The sequence below is a fragment of the Agrobacterium sp. D14 genome, from assembly GCF_001526505.1.
In the GTDB taxonomy this organism is placed as follows: domain Bacteria; phylum Pseudomonadota; class Alphaproteobacteria; order Rhizobiales; family Rhizobiaceae; genus Agrobacterium; species Agrobacterium leguminum.
This window is the reverse complement of sequence record NZ_ASXX01000029.1, coordinates 1-23,712: the sequence shown is the minus strand read 5'-3', so window position 1 is coordinate 23,712 and position 23,712 is coordinate 1. Positions and strand designations below refer to the sequence as shown.

Annotated in this window: 22 protein-coding genes; 7 read left to right on the top strand and 15 right to left on the bottom strand. The window is 60.4% G+C overall.

Features of this window, described 5'->3' with window-relative positions; translation table 11 throughout:
- Position 1 precedes the first annotated feature (1 nt).
- The 6 genes from chrA to L901_RS27125 form a co-directional block, all read right to left on the bottom strand.
- Positions 2-1,231 carry a chromate efflux transporter gene (gene chrA, locus L901_RS16560; RefSeq protein WP_059758795.1) on the bottom strand — a complete coding sequence of 410 codons (1,230 nt, stop codon included), beginning with the start codon at positions 1,229-1,231 and terminating at the stop codon, positions 2-4.
- Positions 1,232-1,395: 164 nt separating this feature from the next.
- Positions 1,396-1,878: a hypothetical protein gene (locus L901_RS16555; protein WP_059758764.1), complete on the bottom strand. Its 483-nt coding sequence runs from the start codon at positions 1,876-1,878 to the stop codon at positions 1,396-1,398.
- Positions 1,879-2,009: 131 nt separating this feature from the next.
- A complete protein-coding gene (locus tag L901_RS16550; protein ID WP_059758761.1) occupies positions 2,010-2,552 on the bottom strand; it encodes a hypothetical protein in 543 nt (180 codons plus the stop codon).
- 219 nt (positions 2,553-2,771) lie between these two features.
- The gene (locus tag L901_RS16545; protein WP_059758759.1) at positions 2,772-4,640 is read right to left on the bottom strand and encodes a hypothetical protein; all 1,869 of its coding nucleotides are present in this window, start codon (positions 4,638-4,640) and stop codon (positions 2,772-2,774) included.
- Between the two features lie 50 nt (positions 4,641-4,690).
- Complete coding sequence (locus L901_RS16540) at positions 4,691-5,593, bottom strand: hypothetical protein (RefSeq protein WP_059758756.1); 903 nt, start codon at positions 5,591-5,593, stop codon at positions 4,691-4,693.
- Between the two features lie 594 nt (positions 5,594-6,187).
- The gene (locus L901_RS27125) at positions 6,188-6,355 is read right to left on the bottom strand and encodes a hypothetical protein (RefSeq protein WP_156430058.1); all 168 of its coding nucleotides are present in this window, start codon (positions 6,353-6,355) and stop codon (positions 6,188-6,190) included.
- A gap of 78 nt (positions 6,356-6,433) precedes the next feature.
- On the opposite strand from L901_RS27125, the gene L901_RS27120 reads away from it, so the two are divergent.
- The gene (locus L901_RS27120; protein WP_147401548.1) at positions 6,434-7,060 is read left to right on the top strand and encodes a hypothetical protein; all 627 of its coding nucleotides are present in this window, start codon (positions 6,434-6,436) and stop codon (positions 7,058-7,060) included.
- Here L901_RS27120 and L901_RS16535 read toward each other — a convergent pair.
- The 6 genes from L901_RS16535 to L901_RS16510 all read right to left on the bottom strand — a co-directional run bounded on the left by L901_RS16535 (position 6,952) and on the right by L901_RS16510 (position 13,306).
- Positions 6,952-7,755, bottom strand: a complete 804-nt coding sequence (locus L901_RS16535) for an aspartate/glutamate racemase family protein (protein WP_059758753.1) — start codon at positions 7,753-7,755, stop codon at positions 6,952-6,954. The two genes, L901_RS27120 and L901_RS16535, sit on opposite strands and share 109 nt — an antisense overlap.
- Positions 7,756-7,766: 11 nt before the next feature.
- Positions 7,767-8,585 carry an ABC transporter permease gene (locus tag L901_RS16530; RefSeq protein ID WP_059758750.1) on the bottom strand — a complete coding sequence of 273 codons (819 nt, stop codon included), beginning with the start codon at positions 8,583-8,585 and terminating at the stop codon, positions 7,767-7,769.
- Between the two features lie 4 nt (positions 8,586-8,589).
- Complete coding sequence (locus tag L901_RS16525) at positions 8,590-9,501, bottom strand: ABC transporter permease (protein WP_020811720.1); 912 nt, start codon at positions 9,499-9,501, stop codon at positions 8,590-8,592.
- 237 nt (positions 9,502-9,738) lie between these two features.
- Positions 9,739-11,028 (bottom strand): PotD/PotF family extracellular solute-binding protein, encoded by a 1,290-nt coding sequence (locus L901_RS16520; protein WP_059758747.1) that lies wholly within the window; start codon positions 11,026-11,028, stop codon positions 9,739-9,741.
- A 30-nt stretch (positions 11,029-11,058) separates the two neighbouring features.
- On the bottom strand, positions 11,059-12,144 hold the full coding sequence (locus tag L901_RS16515; protein WP_059758744.1) for an ABC transporter ATP-binding protein: 1,086 nt from the start codon (positions 12,142-12,144) through the stop codon (positions 11,059-11,061).
- 181 nt (positions 12,145-12,325) lie between these two features.
- Complete coding sequence (locus tag L901_RS16510) at positions 12,326-13,306, bottom strand: 3'-5' exonuclease (protein WP_059758741.1); 981 nt, start codon at positions 13,304-13,306, stop codon at positions 12,326-12,328.
- Positions 13,307-13,497: 191 nt separating this feature from the next.
- On the opposite strand from L901_RS16510, the gene L901_RS16505 reads away from it, so the two are divergent.
- Positions 13,498-14,400, top strand: a complete 903-nt coding sequence (locus L901_RS16505) for a hypothetical protein (protein WP_059758740.1) — start codon at positions 13,498-13,500, stop codon at positions 14,398-14,400.
- 36 nt (positions 14,401-14,436) lie between these two features.
- Here the strand turns inward: L901_RS16505 and L901_RS16500 are convergent, their stop codons facing one another.
- From L901_RS16500 to L901_RS16490, 3 genes are all read right to left on the bottom strand, one after another.
- On the bottom strand, positions 14,437-14,850 hold the full coding sequence (locus tag L901_RS16500) for a hypothetical protein (RefSeq protein WP_059758737.1): 414 nt from the start codon (positions 14,848-14,850) through the stop codon (positions 14,437-14,439).
- A 173-nt stretch (positions 14,851-15,023) separates the two neighbouring features.
- Complete coding sequence (locus tag L901_RS16495; protein ID WP_059758734.1) at positions 15,024-15,917, bottom strand: transglycosylase SLT domain-containing protein; 894 nt, start codon at positions 15,915-15,917, stop codon at positions 15,024-15,026.
- A gap of 399 nt (positions 15,918-16,316) precedes the next feature.
- Complete coding sequence (locus tag L901_RS16490) at positions 16,317-18,101, bottom strand: PAS domain-containing methyl-accepting chemotaxis protein (RefSeq protein ID WP_059758731.1); 1,785 nt, start codon at positions 18,099-18,101, stop codon at positions 16,317-16,319.
- A gap of 273 nt (positions 18,102-18,374) precedes the next feature.
- Between L901_RS16490 and L901_RS16485 the strand changes: the two genes are divergently transcribed.
- The 5 genes from L901_RS16485 to L901_RS16465 all read left to right on the top strand — a co-directional run bounded on the left by L901_RS16485 (position 18,375) and on the right by L901_RS16465 (position 23,474).
- The gene (locus L901_RS16485) at positions 18,375-18,848 is read left to right on the top strand and encodes a VOC family protein (protein WP_059758729.1); all 474 of its coding nucleotides are present in this window, start codon (positions 18,375-18,377) and stop codon (positions 18,846-18,848) included.
- 262 nt (positions 18,849-19,110) lie between these two features.
- A complete protein-coding gene (locus L901_RS16480; RefSeq protein ID WP_059758726.1) occupies positions 19,111-20,454 on the top strand; it encodes an extracellular solute-binding protein in 1,344 nt (447 codons plus the stop codon).
- A gap of 82 nt (positions 20,455-20,536) precedes the next feature.
- On the top strand, positions 20,537-21,427 hold the full coding sequence (locus tag L901_RS16475; protein ID WP_020811712.1) for a carbohydrate ABC transporter permease: 891 nt from the start codon (positions 20,537-20,539) through the stop codon (positions 21,425-21,427).
- A 7-nt stretch (positions 21,428-21,434) separates the two neighbouring features.
- Positions 21,435-22,319 (top strand): ABC transporter permease subunit, encoded by an 885-nt coding sequence (locus L901_RS16470; protein ID WP_003520206.1) that lies wholly within the window; start codon positions 21,435-21,437, stop codon positions 22,317-22,319.
- Positions 22,320-22,352: 33 nt separating this feature from the next.
- Entirely contained in the window at positions 22,353-23,474 is a 1,122-nt protein-coding gene (locus L901_RS16465) for a sn-glycerol-3-phosphate import ATP-binding protein UgpC (protein ID WP_059758722.1), read from the top strand.
- The last annotated feature ends 238 nt before the right edge of the window (positions 23,475-23,712 follow it).

Genomic DNA, 23,712 nt, shown 5'->3' with positions numbered 1-23,712 from the left:
CTTATGCCAGGGCGAGCAGAACGCCGCCGGCCGCGCAGAGGACCACCACGGCCCATGGCGGGGTTTTCCAGATCGTCAACAGGATGAAGCCGGTGAGCGCCAGCGTGAAATCCTTCGGGGTGAAGATGGCGCTTGTCCAGACCGGATCATAAAGCGCTGCGCCTAGAATGCCGACAACGGCGGCATTTGCGCCGCGCATGGCGGCCTGTGCCAGAAGGTGTTTGCGGAAGCCTTCCCAGAAAGGCAGTGCGCCGACCAGTAGCAGCATGCCGGGCAGGAAGATCGCAACAAGGGCGATCGCCGCACCTGCAACGCCGTTAGGCTGCGGCCCCACCACCGCACCGAGATAGGCGGCGAAGGTGAAAAGCGGACCGGGCACGGCCTGGGTTGCGCCATAACCGGCGATGAAGGCATCTTCCGTGACCCACCCCGTGGCGACGACTTCCGATTGCAGCAGCGGCAACACCACATGGCCGCCGCCGAAGACGAGCGCGCCCGCACGATAAAAGGCATCGAACAAAGAAAGGCCCTGTGACGCCGCGACCGCCGCAAGCAGCGGCAGGAGGCCAAGAAGCAGGGCGAAGGTGGCGAGAGCCATGTATCCCGCGCTTTTCGGCACCCGGAAAGCGAGATGGGTGGCCTGCCGCGCGGCATCGGCGCGACAGAAGACAAGCCCGGCAAGCGCACCGGCGGCAAGCGCCAGGATCTGCCCGAAGGCGCCGGCGACAAACACGACGCAGACGATGCCGGCAAGCGCGATGCTGGCCCGCTCGCGATCCGGCGCAAGGCTTTTTGCCATGCCCCAGACCGCCTGTGCCACGACGGCGACGGCGACGATTTTCAGCCCATGCAGCAGGCCGGTGCCGACCGGCCCTTCGATGGAGGCGGCGACCATGGCGAAGAAAAAGAGGAGAATGGCGGATGGCAGGGTAAAAGCCGTCCAGGCCGCCAGCGCACCGAGCGGGCCTGCCCGCAGCAGCCCAAGCGCAAACCCCACCTGGCTGGAGGCCGGGCCGGGAAGAAACTGGCACAGCGCCACGAGATCGGCATAACCAGCTTCGTCGATCCATTTGCGCCGCACGACCAGCTCATCGCGAAAATAACCGAGATGGGCGATGGGGCCGCCGAAGGAGGTGACGCCGAGCTTCAGGAAAGCCGCAAAAACCTCACCGGGTGTGCCGTGTCTCTGGCCGTGCACTTCGGTCTCTATGCTTCGCGTTGACGATTTCACCAAAGAACTCCCTGCGTGCAACGGCTCGTCGTCAACACATATCAGCCTCAAACGGTTTCGGTATCAGACACCATTATGACAGGGATATGAAGGGGCTGACCGCATCGACGCCGGAACGTTGCGATAACATTCCGGCGTCGTCTGGCGATTATCCGGCGAAGAGCCTATCGCCCGGTCGGCAACAGGTCGGCGAAGTGCGAAATCCAGCCATTTTCATCGGTGCCGCCGGAAAAACCCGTTGCCTCCCAGATGATGTGATGCCTGTTGCTGCCGTTATGAATGGTCACCGCGGCGGCGATGGGGGTCGGGGATCGCCACGAAAAGTTGCGGTTCGCTCCGGGCTCGAGATGGCTGAGGGATTCGAGCTGGACATCGTCGAGGAACAGCACCGTGCTCATCTGCGTCTCATAGAGGTTTTCCCATCGGGCCTGCGCCAGCGCATTCGCTGCCGCAACGAGAAGATTGCTCTCACCGACGGGATCGGCCAGGGCCGCCAGGCGCCAGGCGGCGAAGATATTGGCGATATCCCCCGTGCTGAGCCCGAGGCTTGAGAGGAATTCGATGGTCTGCGCATTGCCGAAAGCATCATAGCCCGCTTCGCCGAAGGGGCGGATATGCTTGACGACGAAATTGCTGAGAAGTGGCATGTGTATCTCCTTTTTTGGACATGAGCCACCTGTTCCCGGACGTTGACGTGCGGGATCGCATGGTGGGATTTTGTGTTGATTGGGTGCCGGATATCTCCGGCAATCGAGGAAAATGCGGTCGGCCTGCCGGCCTAGCCGAAGGCGATGGCGACACGGGCCGGCATTCCAAGGAATTCCTGGAGGCCGATGCGGGTTCTGGCGCCGCCCCGCCCGGCCGGCCATGGATCGAGGATATGAAGTTCGAGATCCTTGCCGTTCACGGTGTAGCCGTAGACGAGGTAGTAGTGGTACTCCGTTCCGATCACGAAGACGCGGTTGTTATCGATCTCGTGTCTGACGATATCGGCCGTCAGGCTGTTGACGAAGTGGCCGCCCGTCGTGGTGTGATCGAAAGCGTTCCACTGGCTGGAAACCAGCTTGACGACATTGCTGTTCGCATTGGCGCCGCCCTGTTCATCAATGCCGGCGGATTGATCCAGAACCTGCGCCAGCTCCCAGCGTTCCTGAACCTGCGGATCGACGGTGGCAAGCGCTTCGGTGTTGCGCCTTGCAATCTCGTATTGGGTGGCGGCGGGAAGCCCGTAATAGGCCCGCACCATCTGCTCAACGGCGGCAAAGCACCAGGCGGGGGTGTCCTGAGGCACCAAAACGGGAGGTTTGTTGACTGTCGGCATGGTCTTCTCCTTTCTGAAAATGACGTGGCATGGGGCGCTTCGATGGCGGCCGGATGCCTGTCGTTGATTTGGTGAATGTCGAAGTTTCGGCGGCCGTCCTGCCGGCATATGCACCGGCAGGACATTGCCCATGATCCCATGCCCGAGGGGACGTGTTCGGCCGGGATCATGGAGACGCTTCCTGTCGGGCCGGGACAGGAGCGGCAGGCTCTCAGGGGATCAGGCAGTTTTGCTCAGGTCCTGACGATAGGCCTGCAACGACGCGATTTTTGCGTCCGCGGCGGCCTCGCGTTCGGCGACGATGGCCGAGAGCTTTTCCGCGACACCCGCCAGATATGCCGGCAGATGCTTCTCACCGATATATGAGCCCTGCAACGTGTTCAGCTTCGACCATCCTTCGGCAAAGCTGCGGTTGAAGCGGTCGGAGACGATCAGCACCGCGTGCCACTGGGCGGTTTGCCTGACGAAGAACTCGTCGACGGAGCGGATGAGCTGCGCGAAGCGGTTCTTTCGCAGCGTCTCCTGCCCGGCGACATTTTCAATGCCGGTGATCTGATGCTGGGCATCATCTGCAACCGCCTGCATGAAATCGGCGAAGCCCTTGAAGAAGAAGGCGATTTCTTCAACGATTTCCTTCATGCGTTTCAGCGCCGAAATGCTGACGTTGAGCGATTGCACCGCAAGCTTGATCTTGTCATCCTCGGCCTGCTTTCCCTTCAGGAGAGCGTTGATCCTGATAAGCTCGGCCGCCTGGGTACGGCGCTCCTTCTCATAGGCCTCCGCCTTGTCGATCATCTGCATCTGGATTTCACGCAGGCTGGCCGCCTGTTGCTGCTGCTCTTCGGAGAGCTTGCCCAGCCCCTTGTCCAAAGCATCGAGCGAAGCCTGCAGGCTGGAAATAACCGTTTGCTGAGCGGCGATCTTTTCTTCCTGCGCCTTGAGTTCCGCGGCACGTGCAGCCAGACGTTTATCGAGTTCGGCAAGTTCGATGGCCTTGCTCGATTTGGGGTCGGCGCTTTCCGCGTCGTCCGCAAGCTTCGCCTTGGCGTCCTCGAGCGACTTGACATCTCCCTTCAGAGCGTCGCGTTTTTCCTCGCTCTTGCGAAGCTCGGCTTTCTTTTCGGAAAGCTCGCTCTGCTTGGCGGCCGCATCGGCCTTGCTTCCGCCGCCTGACGGGGTGCGGGAGCCGCCGCCCTGCCCCTGACCATCCGCATCCTGTCCGGCCTTGGACTGTCCCGAAAGCGCGCCGCCAACCGACGAGGCCAGCATGGAGGCGGGACCGCCCGCCACCATGGCGATGGCGGGAATTGCGCTTGAAATCATCTGCGCGCCGACCCGGACGATCGACATGACAAAAGCACGCTGCTCGGCCGTATTGGCCCGCTGCTCATATTCCCGGGCCTTCTTTTCAAATGCCGCAACCTGTTCCTTGAGGTCGTTGACAAGCGATTCGAGCTGTTCCCGCCGTGCGTCCGCCTCCCGAATTTCCCGTTCCATCACCGCTTTATCGGCGAGGCGTTTGCTCAGGGCCGTTTCGCTCATATCCGTGGTTTGCGCCGTGTCCCTGATGATGGCGTCATAGGTCGCAGCAAGGGCAAGAAGCTCGTCTCGAACGCTGAGCGCCCTATCCCGGATATTCGTTGCAAGCTTTATCAGATCGTTGGAGACAAATGCCTTGATTTCGGCCTGATCGTTTTCTTCCCTGACATCGAGCCAGTCCGGGAAAAGATCGGCGATAGACAGGCCAATGCGGGTGGCCGCCTCCATCGCGTTCTTCATGACTATTTCGCTTTTCTGCTGCGACGTGATCAGCCTGTTCATGATAGCGCTGATGCGGACGCGAATATCGCCGTTTTCCTGCGGCGTGGTGTTATAGGCGATGTAAAGCAGATCGATCGCATTGTCGGTGTCGCGCTTGGCGCGCTCGACATCATAGGTTCCCTGGATTTTATCGACATAGGACCGGACAAGCGCCGTATCCGACTTGGGAAGGCTGAAATTCGGCTGCGAAACGATCGCATCGACGCCGGCATCGATTGCGCTGTTGATCTGGGCGGTCCGGCTTTCGAAAGTCACGACATTGTTCATTTTCATGCTCCTGTTGATGGGTGGTTACGAAGAGTCATGGGGTTGATCGTTCACGATCCGCATTGTTTCTTCGCGTCGTCCGGCAGTCCGGCCTCGGTGGAGGAAATGAACTGCGGCACGTCTTTGGTCAGGCCGTCGATCTCGGTGGAGAGCCGCGTAACCTGACGTATTTTCGCGTCGTCAGGATTGACCTCGCTCGCTTCCTTGAGAGCGCTGGTGAAGTTGCCGACCTGAATGTTGAAGTCCTGAACCTTGACGTTGATGGTGGAGATCGCCGCTTTGAGCCTGGTGATCTGCTCCTCCAGAGTTTTCACCGCCTTCTGGTTTTCCGCGTGGCTCTGCTGTGCCGCCGCAAGCTGGCGGCGATTGTTTTCGAGCTGGTTGCGAACGCCTTCAAGAGCCGCCCGGGCATTGTCCAGACGCGGCTGCGCGGTGCGGTATTCCCGCTCCGCATCATTCATCCAGCCCAGCGCTTTGACCGCGGCGTCACCGGCCTGGCAAATTCCCGGCAGGAAGAAGAGGACGCCGCTGCATATTTTTACTCGCTTGGCCTGCTCGTCCATTTCCCTCCGGGCTTTTTCGAAGGTGGCCTGGCGCGCCCTGACGTTCTCGCTCTCGGACTGAACCAGCTCCTCATAGCCCTTCACGCTGGTTTCGGACTGCACCACCTGCCGCTCCAGCTCGATCTGCAGGTACATGGCCTGCCCCAGCGCCTTCTCGTGGTCGGCGCTGAGTTGCTGTTGCGCCGTCAGATGTTCCATCAGGCACACGGATCGGCGGCCGAGCAGTTCGCGGCTCGCTTCCGCCTGTTCCAGTTTCGACTGGAAAGCCGCCGTCTGCTCGGCGGTGAGGGTGGCCGCGTTCGCAATGGCGGGCTGGCCCATGGACGGGATATCGAATTGCATTGCGAAGGCCGCAAGACCGGCAAAAACGACATGTTTAAGTTGCATCATTTCAACCTCCTCTGGAGAATTGGGGATGAATAAAAGGCATGACGGGCTCCATGCGCCGCCCGGCATCGCTGCCGACCGTGCCAGAGACATGGCAGTAACATTCAGATATCGGGTGGTTTCGGACGCATCGTCTGCAACGTCGTCAAGACCTAAAAAGCAACCATCAAAGATTGCATTCAGGACAAATGGACGAAAGATTCCGCATCCGACACTTCATTAAATTATGCAATAAAAACAGCAGATAACACTATTGTCAGCGTTACTCCCGCAAACCGTCTCAAAAGGGAACACATTTTTACGTGCCCTTTAACATTCAATTTATGAGAGTATTTTTTAATACCGTTCAACAGGGCCTCGGGGGAGTGCAACAAAATGCACGCATCTTCCGGAGCGGAACCTTTCGGCTGTCACGACTGCCCTGCACAGCCGTCGTCAACGAACAGAGCTCACGTTTTCGAATTCGCCATAAAGTAGCGAATAGCAAAAAACCACGGGAGAAAGGTATCCGGAAAAGCAGGCGCCCCAGCTTCAAAGACGCACCCGAAAAGGGACTTCGCCCGGCCTCGGCCGGACATGCTTCGAGAGAGGCTGGGCTTACTTGCGAACCGAATCCTGAACGACGATGCCTTTGGTGATGCTGTCGCCTATCTTTGCACCCACATATCGACCGCCTTCAAACAGGAACAGCGCCTCGTTCGCGCGCTCGGAGACTTCGGCGCATTCGCCACCGTCATGTGCGCAGTGGGCATCGCATCGGTCCATGGCGGGCTATTTACGCTGGCGGCGGTTCAGGCAGTCGTCGTTCCACCCGGCTGGGCATCCAGCCGCAGGACGCGCGCATTGATCGACTGGCTGGAGCTGGAAAATACCGCGCAGCGTCACCCGCCCGGCGACGATAACCGCGAGCGGCCATGGTCGCTAAACGGCTGGATTATTTCGGCAATCGAGACGCTTGCCAGCACCTATCGCGTCGCGGCCTCGCCGTGGCAAACCCTCCCGGCAACGGAGACGCCTGCGGAGGAAGCCATCGGAACGGGCATGCTTATCGACGGTGTGAGCTGGTTTCTGCGGCACGCGCAGGATTTGCCTTTTCTCTCAGAGGAGATGCGGATGTTCCTTGGGCATGCGCCGGGTTTCCTGATCCTGTTGGACCTGCTGTCCGCCGCGAAAACAGATACGTGCGATGCGACGGGTTGCGTGTTCTCCCGCAAGGCGACGGCGCGCGCCTATGGGGTCAGCCGCGCTCATGTCACGGCCATACTCGCCAGGGCCGAGCGGTTGAACATCTTGCAAAGAAACGGACCCAGAATAGTTCTGAGCGATCTCGCATTGCAGAACGTCCAGCGCGATCTGGCCTATCAGTTCGCCTTCGTCGTTTTATGGGCGGAGGCGATGAGAACGTCTCCGCCGTCTGCCGATGCCCCGGAGAGCCTGTCCGGCCGGAATGGCTCCAGCAAGCCTCGATAGGGCTTGGCGAGCGGCGTGGCATAGGCGCCGCGCTTGGCAGTGGACAACCCCATGGACACTAGCGATTCCGCCTGCTTGACGGCCGCCGCGACGCCATCGACGACCGGCACGCCGAATTCATCGCGCAGTTCGGCGGCAAGATCCGCCATGCCGGCGCAGCCGAGCACGATCGCCTCCGCCCTGTCCTCTTTCAGGGCCAGCGAGATTTCCGCGCGCAGCCTTTCGCGGGCGTTCGAGGCGGGGTCTTCCAGCGACAGGACCGGAATATCGGCGGCGCGCACATTGCAGCGGGCGGACATGCCATAACGGTGGACAAGGTGTTCCAGCGGCAGCCGCGAGCGTTCCATCGTCGTGACGATGGTGAATTTCTGGGCGATGAAGGCGGTGGCGGAAACCGCCGCCTCGCAGATGCCGATAACGGGAATATCGGCGAGAGCCCGGGCCGCATCGAGCCCGGTATCGTCGAAACAGGCGATGACCGCCGCGTCGGCTCCAAGCGCCGGCGCCTTTGCCAGCTCCAGCAGCAGGCCGGGCACGGCGAAAACCTCGTCGTAATAACCTTCGATGGAGACAGGCCCCATGGACGAGGTAACGGCCAGTATGTCCGTATCGCGGCCGGCTATCCGCGTCGCGGCGTCGGCGATGGTCGCGGTCATGGATTGCGTGGTGTTGGGATTGATGACGAGAATGCGCATTTTACGTTTCTTTATCCGCGTGAATGGCGGCGATTGAGCGTGACGATCAGGCCGAGCGTGGCCGCAATCACCAGGAAGGAAAACAGGGTTGTAACAGCACCGAGCGCATAAAGCACCGGCGTCGTGACATTGGTGGTCATGCCGTAGATTTCCAGCGGCAGCGTGTTGTAGGTGCCTGACGTCATCAATGTGCGGGCGAACTCGTCATAAGAAAGCGTGAAGCCGAAGAGGCCGACGCCGATCAGGCTGGGCGCGATCATTGGCAGCACCACATGGGCGAAGGTCTGCCAGGAGGATGCACCGAGATCCCGGGCGGCTTCCTCATAGGACGGCGAAAACCGGTTGAAGACGGCCAGCATGATAAGCACGCCGAAGGGCAGCGTCCAGGTGAGATGCGCGCCGAAGGCGGACGTATACCATGACGGCTCCAGCCCGAGCTGCTGGAACAGAACGCCGATGCCGAGCGAAATGATGATCGACGGCACCACGAGGCTCGCGACCGAAAGATAGAACAACGGCGTGGCACCGATGAATTTGCGCCGGAAGGCAAGGCCCGCCAGCAGCGAGACCAGCACGGTAACGGCCATGACCATCAGCCCGAGACCGAGGGAACGGCGGAAGGAGCCGCCGAAATCGCCCACCGCCTGCTGTTCGAAAAGATTACCGAACCAGTGCAGCGAAACGCCATTCAGCGGAAAAGTCAGGCCGCCATTCGGTCCCTGAAAAGCGAGGATGAGGATGGCCGACAGCGGGCCGTAAAGGAACAGCACGAAGAGGGCGAAAAAGAAGGCGAGGATGTAGAATTCGCGGCCGCGTTTTTCCTGATGCATGGGATTAGAGCTCCTTGCGGATATCAACGATGCGCAGGATGCCCGCGACCATCAGCAGAACGAGAATGAGCAGAATGACGGCGTTTGCGGCGGCCGCCGGATATTGCAGCAGCGACATCTGGTTCTTCATCATCAACGCCACGGAAGCGCTTTGCCCGCCGGACATGACCTGAACCGTCGAAAAATCCGCCATCACCAGCGTCACGACAAAGATGCTGCCGATGGCCATGCCGGGTTTGGCAAGGGGAATGATGACGTTCCAGAGTGTCTGCCAGCCCGTTGCACCGGCGTCACGCGCCGCCTCGATCAGCGATTTGTCGATGCGCATCAGCGTATTGAAGATCGGCGTGACCATGAACAGCGTATAAAGATGCACCATGGCCAGCACCACGGCGAAATCCGAATAAAGCAGCCACTCAATCGGCGCGGGCACGATGCCGGCGCTAACCAGCGTGCTGTTGACCAGCCCGTTGCGCCCGAGAACGGGTATCCAAGAGATCATGCGGATGATGTTCGATGTCAGGAACGGCACGGTGCAGATGAGGAAGAGCACCATCTGCATGGTGGTGGTACGAATGTGAAAAGCGAGGAAATAGGCGACCCAGAAACCGCAGAACAGCGTGATGGCCCAGACGACGGCGGCATATTTCAGCGTGTTGAGATAGGTCTGCCAGGTGACCCACGAGCCGAGCGTTTCCAGATAGTTGAAGGTCACGAAATCGGGATACATCTGGGCGAAGTCATAGTCCCAGAAGCTGACGACGGCGATCATGAGGATCGGCAGAGCCAGGAAAAAGCCGAGGATCAGCAAAAGCGGAGCGGCCTGCACATAGGATACGAGCTTTTGCGGCAGCGCGAAGCTGCGGGGCGGCCTGTCCTTTTTGTCGCTGACGCCGATGAGTCTGACCGTCACCATATTCGAGCCTTTCGCTGGATTTGCTGAAGCACCGGCGGCAATGCCGCCAGCAAGCGTGTTGACAAGTCCTCCGCACTCTCGACGTCATCCTCGGGCTTGACCCGAGGATCTAACCACGTCCGATGTGGTGGTTCGTTAGATCCTCGGGTCAAGCCCGAGGATGACGGAGGAGAGGTTTGGGCGACTGCCGCTTTCAGGACCGGTGACGACAAGCCGCCACCGATCCCGTCTTTTACATCAGGCCGCGATGAATTCGTTCCAGCGGCGGACCATGTAGCGGTCTTCATCCATGACGGAGTTCCAGCACGCGACCTTGCCCATGCGTTCCTCGAAGGAGCCGCCATCGCGCACCGCGCCGGCCTTTTCCATGACCTTGCCGTCGGGCGCGATGATATCGCCCTGCGCCGGCTTGCCTTCGACCCAGTAGCCCCACTCGTCGGCGGTCATGTGCTCCTTGGCCGTTTCCATGGCGGCGGAATAATAACCCTGACGGTTGAGGTAAGCGCCGACCCAGCCCGAGGTGTACCAGTTGATATATTCATAGGCCGCATCGAGTTTCGCGCCCGAAAGGTGCTTCGCAAGCCCGAGACCGCCGCCCCAGGAGCGATAACCTTCCTTCAGCGGCTGGTACTTGCAGGCGATGCCCTTGGAACGGACCGCCGCGACGGCGGGCGACCACATGGACTGGATGATGACTTCGCCCGAGGCCATGAGGTTGACGCTTTCGTCGAAGCTCTTCCAGAAGGCGCGGAACTGGCCGTCCTTCTTCGCCTTGATGAGGAAGTCGATGGTCTTGTCGATCTCCTCCTTGGTCATGTTGCCCTTGTCGGCATATTTGATGTTGCCCATGGCTTCCATGATCATCGCCGCATCCATGATGCCGATGGAGGGGATGTTGAGAATGGAGGTCTTGCCCTTGAACTTCGGGTCCATGATATCGGCCCAGCTGGAGATATCGCGGCCGACGAGATCGGGGCGGATGCCGAGCGTATCGGCATTATAGATGGTCGGGACCATGGTGAAATAATCGGTCTCGCCCTTCGCAAATGTCTTGTCGCCGGGCTTTTCGACGAAACCGACGGTGTGCGGGGCCGTGCCCTGCGCGACGACGCTGTCCGGCTTCAGCTTGCCGTTTTTGAACAGCGGCACGATCTTGTCGTAATATTTCAGCTTCTTGATTTCCATCGGCTGGATGACGCCGGCCGGATAGACCTTCTTCAGGATCCAGTATTCGATATCGGCGATATCGTAGGAATTCGGCTGGGTAACGGCGCGCTGGGCGGCGGCATCCGAATCCGTCGCCGTCATTTCGAGCGTGATGCCGAGATCGGCCTTGCACTTTTCGGCAATGGCGTTGAGGTTCGACACACCGGTGCCGAACTGGCGGATGGTGATCGGGTTCTGCGCCCAGATGGTTGGGAAGCCGGTGATGAGGCCGGAGCCGATTGCGGCACCCGTGGCGGCTGCGCCCGCCTTCAGGAGGCCGCGGCGGGACAGGCCCTTTTTGCTGTTGGTGGTATCGGTCATTTCAAAGTTCTCCTCTGGTTATTTTTGGGGTCACTTCTCTACCCGGCCGAGCACGATGGCATCGGCCGCATTCCATGAAAGCGGTATGGCGTCTCCGGTCCTGACCGGATTTTCGAAGAAGGCGGCATCGCTGAGGATGACGTTGAAATCCTCGATGCCCGCGCCGGTTACGGCGATCTTCACGCTTGCGCCGCGATATTCGACATTCGAGACGATGCCGGTGAAACCGAGGCCCGGCTGGTCTGCTTCACCGACGCGCACGCGGTCGGTGCGCACGGCGATATCGACCGCGCCGTCATCCGGGGCGACGCCGCTTGCCGTGAAAGTGCCGCCGCCCGCCACTTCGAGCGTGACGAGATCGTCCGTTTTTTCCCGGTAACGCCCGGAAATGACATTGTGGTCGCCCATGAAGCGGGCAACGAAAGCGGTGGCGGGACGCTCGAACACCTCGCGCGGCGTGGCCGCCTGTTCGATGCGGCCGTCATTCATGACGACGATGATATCGGCCAGCGCCATGGCCTCTTCCTGGCTGTGGGTGACGTGGACGAAGGTGATGCCGAGCGAGGTCTGCAACTTCTTCAACTCGGCGCGCATGCGGATCTTGAGGAACGGGTCGAGCGCCGAAAGCGGCTCGTCCAGCAGCAGCGCCTCGGGATCGGTAATCAGCGCACGCGCCAGCGCCACGCGCTGCTGCTGGCCGCCGGAAAGCTGGGCCGGCCGGCGGCTGGCATAGGGTTCGAGCTGCATCAGCCGCAGCATCTCGAGCGCCTTCGCCCGGCGGCTTTCCTTGTCCACGCCCTTCATCTTGAGGCTGAAGGCGACATTGTCGACGAGATCGAGATGCGGAAACAGCGCATAGGACTGGAACATCATCGCCGTGCCGCGCCGGGCGGGCGGCAGATCGGTGACGACTGTATTGCCTAGCCGGACATCGCCGCTGGAGATGCTTTCGTGGCCGGCAATCATCCGCAATGTCGAGGTCTTGCCGCAGCCCGACGGGCCGAGCAGGCAGCAATAACTCCCGGCCGGAATCTTGAGGCTTATCGCATGCACGGCGGTGGTGTTGCCGTAAATCTTGGATACGGACGCGATGTCGATTGCTGCGGCTTTGCTCATAAACACTCTCCTGCGACGTCTTTGTCATGCAGGAGCCGTGCCAATCGGCTTAGCTATTGATGTAAAATGATATTTTTCTGCGCTTTGGAGACCGTTGCGCGGACCTGCCCAATTTTACAGCGATTGTTTTCGATTCATTGCAGAAATTGTATGCAATCTGAAAACCGGAATGTCCCGCGCTTCACCCGGCCTTGAACCGGTCGAAAGCGGTGAGATATTTGACCGTGGGATCGGCGTCCCAGCGGTAGATTTCGGTCCGCAGGAAATGCAGTTCCTCTTCGAGCTTTTCCTCCGGCAGCTCCACCCACCAGGATTTCGGCCGCCCATCGGAACCGTCCGACCAGCGATAGCCCCGCTTTTTCAGGTGATCCTTCATGTCGAACGGGCTGTTTTCCGCGTAGAGGCGCACCCTTGAGCGCCGGCTTGCCTCATCAAGTTCGGCAAAGGGCGTGCTGCTCTGGCCGGGGCGCGTCTGCTCCAGCACCTCCAGCAGGGCGAAACAATCGTCCACCGCGCGATGGCCATCGTGGAAATAGCCGGATTGCCCGATCAGATAACCGAGCTTGTTGCCCTCGAAACCACGCGTGCGCCAGTCTATTTCCGAAACGGAGCAGGCCCATGCCTTGTCGCGGAAGATCGGCGAGAAGGCCTCGCAAAAGGGGCGGTCGAAACCGGCATTGTGGGCGATGATCAGATCGGCATGGGCAATGAGGGAGGTCAGCCGGTCCATGTCTATCGACTGTCCCGCGACCATCTCGTCGGTAATACCGGTCAGGCGGGTGATTTCTTCGGGAATCGCGATACCCGGCTGCCGCAAGCCGCCATAGATGCCGGTGACATCGCCGATTGTGCCGTTATCGTCGAATGTGAAGGCGATGACGCCGATTTCGATGATCTCATCGGTGCGATGGTCGAGGCCCGTCGTTTCCGTATCGAGGATCACCCCCTGACGGGCGAATTCCGGCCTTGGCCGATCGACGACAGCGCGCGGCTGCAGCCGGCGCAGGACACGATAATTACCGGTGGATTCAAGATGTGCGGCAAGCGCCTCATCGTCCGCACCGGTCTTTTGGGCCGTTTCGCGACCACCGGCTTTTCGCCCTCTTTCAGCCTGCGGAAGCCGCGCTGCCGCGGGTGCGAAAAAATCCAACTGGGAGGTCATTATGCGCCTGTCCGCCTTGCCCGGAAATCAAGATTGAGTATTCCAACATATGCGCACAGGCTCACAGTAACAACAGCGGTCGCTCTCATCCACAGAAACGGCATATCTCACGGGGTACAGTTAAGGGTTGCGGCTTCAATTTACGATGGTAAAAAAAGCGCACCGTTCCCGTGTTTCAGGAGAGAAGAAGAATGCCGCTTCCATCGCCTTCCAACCCGAAAACGCTCGCTGACCAGAGCCGGCTGAAGCTGTTTCCGCTGCAAAGCGGGCCGCATTTCGCCAATGCAGGCCTTACCAACGGGGCAAGCGGCATCGTCTTTACGGGCTATACGCGCGATGCGAGCCTCGACAACGAGGCCTTCTCCTGCTGCGGCAGTTACACCCTGCGCAATTCCGTCCACGCCGCGATTGCCGGCACGACAAGCGACAATTGCACGGTCTTTGCCCTGAAGAGCATCATCAACCAGCGCCCGTGCCTGGCGGTCGGGAAGTTCGACCCGGATGGCAAGCCGCTGGCATTGTCAAAGTCGGAATTCGAAGAGGTCACCAAACCCCTGTTCCAGTTCGCGGACAAGGTGTCGCCGATTCTCGGCAGCGAGCCGGCGCCGGGCATCCAGATCCGCAGCGGCGACGCCTCCTATAATTATCAGGTGGACGCACGCAGCGGCCGCTTCCGCTTCACCTATAAGGACGCCATGAACGGCGGTCGTTTCGGACCTTCGGCCGACGGCAATTTTTCCCTGGAACATGACGGCCATCGGCTCGCCAGAATAAGCGCCGGCGGCAGCTATAGCAGTTCGGACAATTCGATTGCCGCCTCGGCCTATCGCGACATCGAATCCCGCGGCTTCGAAACGACAGTGCGCAGCGGCCAGGCTTCCGCCATGTTTGGAAGAACCTACACGGAAAATGCCATTACCCGCAAAATCGGCGTCGGTTACGGCGACACCTCGTTCCGGCGCGAGGATACGCCGGGAGGAACGATCAAGGAAACCCTTGGGCACAAGCTGGACAAGGTCACGCTTGAAGTCTCCCGCACGCGTGACCGGGCGAAGGGCACCGAATATATGTTGACCATCAAGATGGAGCTTTGAGGCTTCGGCAACCGGAGCGACCGCGACAGCAGTTCCTCAGGAGGCCTGCCTGTCGAGAAGGTTTTCGCAATTGGCCGGATTGCCGATGATCTCGCTCGTCCTGACGATGGAGGCGGCATCCGCGGTTATCTTGATGATGCAGTCGCGGCGATGTTCCTTGATCTTCATGCCCTCGGTTTCCGAGACCTGCGCCTGCCCGTTGACGGTCTTGACTTCGCGCCTGTTGCTGAGGCCGGCATAGGTCTCCCTATCGACTTTCAGCCAGTAGGATTCGGTTTCGCCGTTTTCGATGATGACCTTGTTCGGGCGGCCGAGTCGGGCGATTGCGGCCTCGCGCGGTTGCCCCACGAAACCTGCGACAGTGCGGGAAATCTCCGTCTCGCCGGCGCTGGTGCACGCCGCAACGACAACCAGCACGGCCGCCAGGCATCCTCTTTCAAGCCATCTCATTTCCAGATCATTCCCTACAAAACGTCACCGGCCCCGGTTGTCGGCCAGCGTCCGGGGGCAAATCTAGGCACGATCATTTTGCACGGAAAGATGGAACGGCCGCAAAGCCGATCAACTTCTTATGATCAGCCCTGTCGCGGGAAGCCGATTTACCGGTCCGGCGCGCGCCGTTTTTACCTGTTGCGGAACACGGTGCAGGGAACGCCCGCCCGCCGGATATCGCCACAAAGCGCATTGGCTTCGGCTCTGGTTTCCCGGCCGATGCGGGCGGCATAACGCGGCCGCGAACCGAAATTGCCGCCCCGCTGCCGCACGATCAAAGCCCGCTCGGCATTTAGCGGCTCCGAAAGCTGCAGGATCGCCCGGGTGAAAAGCCGGTTCGCCACGGCCGGATTATAATGCGCCGCAAGCTGCACGCCCCAGGGTGCCCAGTCGGCCGATGCAATGAGAACGGGATCGTTCATGGTGCGGGTGTCGGCGAGACGCACGCAGGCGTCGAGAAAGGAACGGTTGTCATCCAGCGCCGGCGCCGCCTTTTCCGGCGGATTGTCCTTCCATGTCTCCACCGGATAACCGGTGATCGCGAACACATAATCGCGGGTTTCGGTGGGCAGGCGACCGTTGGCGATGAAGTTCCGCAAGCCCGCCTCCCCCGCATTGTAAGCTGCGGCGGCAAGGCCGAAATTGCCGAACTGCACGTTCAATTCGGAAAGATATCGGGAAGACGCCTCAAGCGCGGCGATGATGTTGAAACTGTCTTCGAGACCGCGCAACCGCGCCGTTCCCGGCATGAACTGGGCAATGCCCTCCGCCCCCTTCGGGCTGACCGCATTGGGCCGGAACAGGCTTTCCCGCCAGATCAGCCGGGCGAAATAATCCGGCGGAACGGCATGGCGGGCGGCGAGCACCTCGATGGCATGGCAAAGATCGTTATTGTAACTGCCGGCATTGATGCACAAATCCGGCGCGACATCATGGGTATAGGCGCAGGCGGCTTTTTCCCCGGCGGGCTGTTCGGCTTGCGCCGCGCCGAAGGCTGCGGTCAGCAGACACAGGGCAAGAGCCATGCGGCTTGTCGATATCCCTGCCAAGCGAAAGTCCCCGAAAATTCCAGACGCGATGTGCCGATTATCGGCCAATCCGGAAGATATGCCCAGCTTCCCGGCTTGTCATCACGTATCGAACATCGAATGGACTGGCGTGATCGGATGGAAGGCAAGTCGAGCCAATCACGCCGACGTCATTCTCGGGCCTGTCCCGAGGATCTGCAACGTATTGATTTTATTAAACGTGATTAGATCCTCGGCACAGGGCCGAGGATGACGCCGAGAGAATGTTGATACTCCGCGGCTGACTTTAAAGGGTGCTGCGGACCGTCCGGAATTTAAACCGGACGACAGTGGCACAGTGCCGATGATGAGAGAATGTGGGCTCACCACCGGCTTCAGGGCGACTGAGGCCTCACCCTAAAAGTCCTGCCACTCCTCATGCTTGACGGCAACCGCAGCGGAACCGCGCGCCGCAAGCGGGCGGGATGCGCTGCGATGCGAGGGCGCCGGCGCGGATTGCGGCTCGAAGCCGCTACGCGCGGAGGCGGCGGAACGCGGAGCGTCCTCGAACCGGAATTGCCCGAGAAGCTCGAACAGGGCAGCCGCTTCCCGCGCAAGGCTGTGGCTTGCGGCGGTCTGCTCCTCGACCATGGCGGCATTCTGCTGGGTGCCCTGATCGACGGTGTTGACCGCCTGATTGATTTCCGCAAGCGCCGTGGACTGTTCGCGCGCGGCATCGACAATCGCAACGACATTGGTGTTGATATCCCGCACCTGCTCGGCGATTTCCTGCAGGGCCGAACCCGCCCGGGTGACGAGGCCGACGCCGTTTTCCACCTGCGCGCCGGAAGCATTGATCAGGCTCTTGATTTCCTTGGCGGCCGTTGCGGAACGCTGCGCGAGTTCGCGAACCTCCTGCGCAACCACGGCAAAACCCTTGCCCGCCTCACCCGCGCGGGCGGCTTCCACGCCTGCATTCAATGCCAGAAGATTGGTCTGGAAGGCGATTTCGTCGATCACGCCGATAATGTTGGAAATCTCGCGCGATGATTTTTCGATCTGGTCCATGGCGCCGATCGCATCGCGCACCACCTGGCCAGAATGTTCCGCGTGATCACGGGCACGGGCGACGATCTTGCCGGCCTCTTCGGCGCGGCGGCTCGAATCGTTGACGGCGGTGGTGATTTCTTCGAGCGCGGCTGCCGTTTCCTCGATGGAGGCGGCCTGCTGCTCCGTGCGTCTGGCGAGATCGTCGGCAGCGGACCTGATCTCGTTGGAACCGGACGAAATGGCGCCGGCATTTTCAGACACCAGCGTCATGGCCCTTTTCAGCTTTTCCGAAGCCGCGTTGAAATCCGTGCGCAATCTTTCAAGCGAGGGGATGAAGGGTTTGTCGATGCTCTGGGCAAGATCGCCCTCGGCCAGATCGGTGAGGCACTGCGCCAGCTTTTCGACGTTTTCGACGCGGCCGGTCACGTCGGTCGCGAATTTGACGACCTTGAACACCTTGCCGTTGAGATCGAAGATCGGGTTATAGGACGCCTGAATGAAGACCTTGCGGCCGCCCTTGCCAAGCCGCATGAACTCGTCCGCCACGAGATCGCCGCCGGCCAGCCTTTCCCAGAACTGCTTATATTGCGGCGACTGCGTATAGGCCGGTTCGCAGAACATGGAATGGTGCCTGCCCTGCACTTCCGCCAGCGAATAACCGAGAGCGGCGAGAAAATTCTCGTTTGCGGTCAAAACCTCGCCATTCGGGGAGAATTCGATGATGGCCTGCGCCCGTGACAGGGCATCGATCTTGCCCGCATCTTCCGCCGCCTTCAGCTTGCGGTCGGTAATATCGGTGGCGATCTTGACCACCTTCACCGGCTTGCCGCGACGAAACACCGGATTGTAGGACGCCTCGATCCAGACTTCCCGGCCGCCCTTGCCGATGCGCTTATATTGCCGCTGATCGAACTGGCCGGCCGAAAGCTTGGACCAGAAGGCCTTGTAATCCTGCGAGGACACGACCGCAGGTTCCACGAACATGCTGTGGTGCCTGCCGACGATTTCCGAAAGCTCATAACCGAGCGCCCGACAGAAATTCTCGTTGGCGTTGAGAATTTTTCCCGAAAGATCGAATTCGATTATGGCCTGGGATTTGGAAAGCGCGGCGAGAACCGCAAAAGCATTGGCACCACGATCAAGAATACTCACGCGCGTTTCTCCGATGGAAAAGGATGATTCCTATTCAAAATCATTCGTGAATATTATGATTACATTCTTAAATAATATTTAAGGATAAAGTTGATGTTCGTCATCTGAAGTTGCAGATACCGTGGCAATGTGTTGCCTGCCGGTTTTTTCTCGCCGCCGTTTTTTTGGAACGTTCGGCGCATGGTCGCATTCTATACCGAATGGGGAACCGGCAATGGCCGGCGAATTTCCGCGCCGGCGCGACGACGATTTGAATTTGGGAGGAACACACCGATGGAAAAGAACACGATCTGTATCTGGTACGACAAGGATGCCGAGGCCGCGGCCAGATTTTATGCCGAAACCTTTCCCGATAGCGCGGTAACCGGCGTTCACCACGCACCGAGCGACTATCCTTCCGGCAAGAAGGGAGATGTGCTGACGGTGCAGTTCACCGTGGCAGGCGTTTCCTGCATCGGCCTCAATGGCGGGCCGGTCTTCAAGCAGAGCGAGGCTTTCTCGTTCCAGATATCGACCGAAGATCAGGAAGAAACCGACCGTTACTGGAACGCCATCGTCGGCAATGGCGGGCAGGAAAGCGCCTGCGGCTGGTGCAAAGACAAATGGGGCGTTTCCTGGCAGATCACGCCGCGCGTGCTGATGGACGCCATGGCCGCCGGCGGCGCGGAGGCCAAACGCGCCTTCGACGCGATGATGGACATGAAGAAAATCGATGTCGCCGCCATCGAGGCTGCACGTCGCGGTTGACTGGCGAAAGCTGTTCAGCAGCAGGTAGCGAGGCGGGCCAAAAACAGGAAGATACTGATAAATAATCCTAAATTCCGATTTTCCGTATTTATCGCACTTTTTTCGCCGCGCGGAATGGGCTGCGCGGCCAGTCATCATAAAACGTTCAACAAACTGTAAGCCATCCGTCAAAGACGGCTGTTAGCAGAGCCTCCGTGGCTTCGTGCCGGGGACGTGGAGTCCTTGCCGAGCAGGCCATCATTCCAGCAACGGGGCTCAACTCATGAAATCTTCCGCTCTGACTTCCTTCGTGGCCGGCGTCGCCATCGCCGCCGCCTTCGGTGCCACGGCCGCCCAGGCAGAAAAGACCAAGTTCGAATTATGGCATGGCCTTTCCGGCGATCTCGGCGACCGCGTGCAGGACACCTGCAAGAAGTTCAACGAATCCCAGGCCGAATTCGAAATCGTCTGCACCTCGCAGAACGACTACGAATCCACCCTGCAGAACACCATTGCCGCCTATCGCGCCAAGAAGCAGCCCGCCATCACCCAGATTTATGACGCCGGCACGCTGGACATGATGCTGTCCAAGGCTTTCGTTCCCGCCAAGAAGCTGATGGCCGACAATGGCTACAAGATCGACTGGAACAATTATTTCCCCGGCATCGCCAATTACTACGCCACGGCCGCCGGCGAGCTGAACTCCTTCCCCTACAATTCCTCCACCGCCGTCATGTATTACAATGTCAGCGCGTTCGAGAAGGCCGGCATCACCTTCAAGCCGGACACCTGGGAACAGGTCGAGGAAGCCGCAAGGAAGCTCAAGGCCGCCGGTTTCGAATGCCCGATGGCGTTCAACTTCGACACCTGGATGTTCATGGAGCAGTTCTCGGCCATCCATAACCAGCCCATCGCCACCAAGGGCAACGGCTATCAGGGCCTCGACGCCGAACTCACGGTCAACAAGACGAAATTCGTCGATCACGTTAAATTCTTCAAGAAGATGCAGGACGAGAAGCTGTTCGTCGTCAAGACCAAGCAGCTCGGCATGGATCTCCTGCCCGCCTTCACCTCGCAGACCTGCCAGATTTTCACCGGCTCGATCGCCAGCCACGGCTCGGTCGGCAAGGGCATGCCGGAAGGCGTCAAGTGGGACGTCGCCATGCTGCCGGTCTGGAAGGGCACCGCACGCCAGAACTCGCTCGTCGGCGGCGCTTCGCTGTGGGTCATGGCCGGCCGTCCGGAAGCCGAATACAAGGGCGCTGCCGCGTTCCTGAACTTCATCGCCCAGCCCGACATGGTTGAGTGGTGGTCCACCGTCACCGGCTACATCCCGGTCACCAAGACCGGCTACGACGCCATGAAGGCCAAGGGCTTTTACGACAAGGCTCCCTTCAAGGGCCGTGAAAAGGCCATCGAAAGCCTGACGTTTACGCCGCCTTCCGAATATACCCGCGGCATCCGCCTCGGCAACTTCACGCAGATCCGCAAGGAACTCTCGACCTCGCTCGAAGCCATCTTCATGCAGAACGCCGATGTCCAGGCCGAACTCGACAAGGCCGTCGAGCGCGCCAACACCGGCCTTCGCCGCTTCGAAAAGACCTATGAAGGCGCCAAGCTGAACTAAGCGTTCTTTCATCGCCGTCAAAGGCCTGTCCGGACAGTCGTTCGGGCAGGCCCGCCGAAATCTCGAACCCTGCCGGACTCCAATGGAAAAGCGTACCGTCTTCAAAAGCACATGGCTGCCTGTGCTCTTCGCCCTGCCGCAGTTTCTGCTTATCCTTCTGTTCTTCTATTGGCCGGTCGCGGCGGTGCTGAACTGGGCATTCACGCTGGAGCCGCCCTTCGGCGGCCAGGCGGAATTCGTCGGTTTAGCCAATTTCATCGAAACCTTCGGCGATCCGCTTTATTGGCAGTCGATCCTCACCAGCCTGATCTTTGCGGTCGCCGGTCCGTTTTTCGCGATCCTCATCGGCCTCGTGCTCGCCCTTGCGGTCGATCGCCAGCTTCCCGGCTCCGGCTTTTTCCGGGTGCTTTATATCCTGCCCTATGCGATTGCCGGTCCCGCCGCCGGCATGGCCTTCCGCTTTATCCTGTCGCCGGAACGCGGCATCGCCGCATCGTTGAATTCCTGGTGGCCCGATATCTGGAACCCGGCCAAATACGGCGAGCACGCGCTCATCCTCGTCATCGTCATCTTCATCTGGAAATGGGCGGGTTACACCTTCATCTTCCTGTTCGCCGGCCTGCAATCCGTGCCGCGTTCGCTGACGGAGGCCGCCGCCATGGACGGTTCCGGGCCCATTCGCCGCGCCATCGACATTCAGGTGCCGCTGCTGGCCCCGACCCTGTTCTTCCTCACCGTCATCATGATGACCGAGGGTTTCGTCGGCGCCGATACGTTCGGCATCGTCGCCTCCACCACCGAGGGCGGCCCCAACCACGCGACCGAAGTGATGGTGTACCGCATCGTCAGCGAGGCCTTCGAGGGGCTGAACTATTCCGGCGCCTCGGCGCAGAGCCTCGTCCTCATCGGCCTCATCATGGTCTTCACCTTCATCCAGTTCCGCTTCGTCGAGCGGCAAGTCCATTACAAGTGAGGCGGCGATGATCCAGCGCACACCCTATGCCGACGCCCTGACCTATGCGATCATGGTGGCCGGCTTCTTCCTGCTCATCGGCCCCTTCATCGTCGTCATTTCCGGCGCCAGCCAGTCGGTCCAGCAGGTCAACAGCGTCCCCTTCAACTTCATGCCGCAGGGCGAATTCTTCACCAATGCGCAAGCGGCCTGGCAACGCGCCAATCTCGGCAACGCCCTCCTCAACAGCATGATCATGGCGACGCTGGTGACCGTCGGCAAGGTGGCCCTTTCGGCCTTCACCGCCTTCGCCATCGTGTTCTTCCGCTCGCCGCTCAGGCACCTGTTCTTCTGGACGGTGTTCATCACCCTTATGCTGCCGCTCGAAGTGCGCGTGGTGCCGACCTATTCCGTCGCCGCCGATCTTTTCCAGCCGTTCCGCTCCATCCTCGGCCTGTTCGGCATCGAGGTCACCTTGGAATGGAACCTGCTGAACTCCTATGCCGGCCTTACCCTGCCGTTGATCGCCACGGCCACCGGCACCTTTCTCTACCGGCAGTTCTTCATGACGATCCCGGACGAGCTGGCGGAGGCCGCGCGCATGGACGGTTCGGGTGCCGCGCGTTTCTTCGTGGACATGCTGCTGCCGCTGTCGCGCACCAACATGCTGGCGCTCACCACCATCATGTTCGTTTATGCTTGGAACCAGTATCTGTGGCCGCTGCTGATGGTCACCGACCCGTCCTACAAGACGGTGATGATGTCGCTGCGCGCGCTTTTACCCGCCGATGACGGCACGCCGGACTGGAACGTCACGCTGGCCGGTTCCCTCATCATCATCCTGCCGCCGCTTCTCGTCGTGGCCTTCCTGCAACGCTGGTTCGTCCGCGGCCTCGTCTCGTCCGACAAGTAACAGCGCGGCTTTCAACAACAAGGTTTTCCCATCATGGCTCAGATCGATATCCGTCAGGTCCGCAAATCCTATGGCAAGACGCCCACCCTGCACGGCGTGGACCTCACCTTCGACTCCGGCGAATTCGTCGTCATCCTCGGCCCGTCGGGCTGCGGCAAATCCACGCTTCTGCGCATGATCGCCGGTCTGGAGGACATCACCTCCGGCGAGATCGCCATTGGCGGGCGGGTGGTCAACACGCTGGAGCCGCGCGAGCGCGGCTGCGCCATGGTGTTCCAGAACTACGCGCTTTACCCGCATATGTCGGTGGCCGGCAATATCGGCTATGCGCTGAAGGTCGCCGGCGTTCCGAAGGCCGAACGCCAGCGCCGCATCGAGGAAACCGCAAAGATCGTCGGCCTTTCCGATTATCTGGAGCGCAAGCCCGCGGCCCTTTCCGGCGGCCAGCGCCAGCGCGTCGCCATGGCCCGCGCCATCATCCGCGAACCTGCGGTGTTTCTGTTCGACGAGCCGCTCTCCAACCTCGACGCCAAACTGCGTGTAACCATGCGCGCGGAAATCCGCAAGCTGCACCAGCGCCTCTCCGCCACATCCATCTTCGTCACCCACGATCAGGTGGAGGCCATGACGCTGGCCGACCGGCTGGTGGTGATGAACAAGGGTAATGTCGAGCAGGTCGGCCATCCGCTGGATATCTATCACCGCCCGGCCAGCACCTTCGTGGCCTCCTTCATCGGCTCGCCTGCCATGAACCTGTTCAACACGAGGGTGGAGGTGGAATCGCCCTCCGTGATGCTGCATGGCACGCCCGTAAAGCTCTTCCCCGAAACTGCGCTGGAACTGCGCGGCCGCGACGTGACCGTCGGCATCCGCCCGGAACAGTGCGTGGTCAGCACGGATGGCGCCGGCGTGCCGGCGGTCGTGGATTTCGTCGAAGAACTGGGCTCGGGCCGCATCGTCCATGCCGATATCGCCGGCGAGACCTTCTCCGCCGCGATCGGTGAGGACCTTTCGGTAAAACCCGGCCAGCGCATCCACCTCGATCTCCCCGCCGCCCACCTTCATTTCTTCGATCCGGCCACGGGAAAACGGATCGAAACCGAGGGCGCCGTCGAAACCACCCGCATCGGCAACGAGAAACTGCTGGCGGTCTAGAAGATTTCCCGTGAACGGGGGTTCGCGGGGGAGTGCACTGGCCTTCTGTTTTAACGCATTGTCCGGACGTGAAAGCGATTTCGCTTTTTACTCAAAAATGCTCCAGCGGCCGCGCAAGGCGCGTCCGCTGGAGTCTCGGATATAGTCCGCCGCACGGGATCGGGTTGGGCCGGGCCGAGTCCGGCCGGATTTGGGAACATTATACTATAGGCGGCTGGCGGCTGGCGGCTGGCGGCTG

Excerpts from the sequence above, each read along its gene's own strand:
- L901_RS16510 (WP_059758741.1), bottom strand. The coding sequence starts at position 13,306 with ATGACCTCCCAGTTGGATTTTTTCGCACCCGCGGCAGCGCGGCTTCCG.
- L901_RS16485 (WP_059758729.1), top strand. The coding sequence starts at position 18,375 with ATGGAAAAGAACACGATCTGTATCTGGTACGACAAGGATGCCGAGGCC.
- L901_RS16545 (WP_059758759.1), bottom strand. The coding sequence starts at position 4,640 with ATGAACAATGTCGTGACTTTCGAAAGCCGGACCGCCCAGATCAACAGC.
- L901_RS16520 (WP_059758747.1), bottom strand. The coding sequence starts at position 11,028 with ATGACCGATACCACCAACAGCAAAAAGGGCCTGTCCCGCCGCGGCCTC.
- L901_RS16500 (WP_059758737.1), bottom strand. The coding sequence starts at position 14,850 with ATGAGATGGCTTGAAAGAGGATGCCTGGCGGCCGTGCTGGTTGTCGTT.
- L901_RS16475 (WP_020811712.1), top strand. The coding sequence starts at position 20,537 with ATGGAAAAGCGTACCGTCTTCAAAAGCACATGGCTGCCTGTGCTCTTC.
- L901_RS16515 (WP_059758744.1), bottom strand. The coding sequence starts at position 12,144 with ATGAGCAAAGCCGCAGCAATCGACATCGCGTCCGTATCCAAGATTTAC.
- L901_RS16550 (WP_059758761.1), bottom strand. The coding sequence starts at position 2,552 with ATGCCGACAGTCAACAAACCTCCCGTTTTGGTGCCTCAGGACACCCCC.
- L901_RS16480 (WP_059758726.1), top strand. The coding sequence starts at position 19,111 with ATGAAATCTTCCGCTCTGACTTCCTTCGTGGCCGGCGTCGCCATCGCC.
- L901_RS16470 (WP_003520206.1), top strand. The coding sequence starts at position 21,435 with ATGATCCAGCGCACACCCTATGCCGACGCCCTGACCTATGCGATCATG.
- L901_RS16535 (WP_059758753.1), bottom strand. The coding sequence starts at position 7,755 with ATGCGCATTCTCGTCATCAATCCCAACACCACGCAATCCATGACCGCG.
- L901_RS16505 (WP_059758740.1), top strand. The coding sequence starts at position 13,498 with ATGCCGCTTCCATCGCCTTCCAACCCGAAAACGCTCGCTGACCAGAGC.
- L901_RS16555 (WP_059758764.1), bottom strand. The coding sequence starts at position 1,878 with ATGCCACTTCTCAGCAATTTCGTCGTCAAGCATATCCGCCCCTTCGGC.
- L901_RS16540 (WP_059758756.1), bottom strand. The coding sequence starts at position 5,593 with ATGATGCAACTTAAACATGTCGTTTTTGCCGGTCTTGCGGCCTTCGCA.
- L901_RS27125 (WP_156430058.1), bottom strand. The coding sequence starts at position 6,355 with ATGGACCGATGCGATGCCCACTGCGCACATGACGGTGGCGAATGCGCC.
- L901_RS16525 (WP_020811720.1), bottom strand. The coding sequence starts at position 9,501 with ATGGTGACGGTCAGACTCATCGGCGTCAGCGACAAAAAGGACAGGCCG.
- L901_RS16530 (WP_059758750.1), bottom strand. The coding sequence starts at position 8,585 with ATGCATCAGGAAAAACGCGGCCGCGAATTCTACATCCTCGCCTTCTTT.
- L901_RS16495 (WP_059758734.1), bottom strand. The coding sequence starts at position 15,917 with ATGGCTCTTGCCCTGTGTCTGCTGACCGCAGCCTTCGGCGCGGCGCAA.
- L901_RS16465 (WP_059758722.1), top strand. The coding sequence starts at position 22,353 with ATGGCTCAGATCGATATCCGTCAGGTCCGCAAATCCTATGGCAAGACG.